This is a genomic window from Klebsiella sp. A-Nf5 (assembly GCF_002810545.1).
GTDB lineage: Bacteria > Pseudomonadota > Gammaproteobacteria > Enterobacterales > Enterobacteriaceae > Klebsiella > Klebsiella variicola.
On sequence record NZ_PIOG01000188.1, the window covers coordinates 1 to 518 of the forward strand.

Annotated in this window: 2 protein-coding genes; both read left to right on the forward strand. The window is 34.7% G+C overall.

Translation table 11 applies throughout. The annotated features are described in order from the left end of the window. Positions 1-195: ATP-binding protein (locus CWM53_RS20110; RefSeq protein WP_133124365.1), on the forward strand; the 195-nt coding region annotated here is incomplete at its 5' end. Position 196: 1 nt separating this feature from the next. Next, positions 197-518 (forward strand): response regulator receiver domain (locus CWM53_RS20115; RefSeq protein WP_264755256.1); only part of this gene is annotated, 322 nt, incomplete at its 3' end.

Here is a 518-nt window from a genome sequence, read left to right on the forward strand (position 1 = left end):
AACAACGGTTCGCAGATTGATGAACGCGATAGAGATAGAATATTTGGCCTAGGATTTTCCAGAAAAAATAATGGCCGTGGAATGGGATTGCACATCAGCAATGAAGTTCTTGAAACAATAGGATATCATTTGACTTTGGATGAGCCTAGAGATGGTTCAACAGTGACGTTCAAAATTTCCATGGTGGAAGAATAAAATGAATACATTTACTGAGCTCTCGGAAACCGTTACGAATAATTTTATTCAGAATATTATTTTTATTGATGACAAAGCTTATAATAATGGTCCTGCAGATCAGCACGAATTTGATGCCCAAGAAGTAACAAAAATTTTTTCCAAAAAAGGGAAGATTTGTGCCGTTTATAAACCTGAAGTTGTAAGTGATTTGGATTATTTAACTTTAATTGCAAAGAAATCTGATGTTACAATACTTGATTGGCAAATAGTATTACATGAAGAGCCATCAGAAAATGATGAACCTCAAGATGATGAGGCTGATGCAGAAGAAGATGATGTTC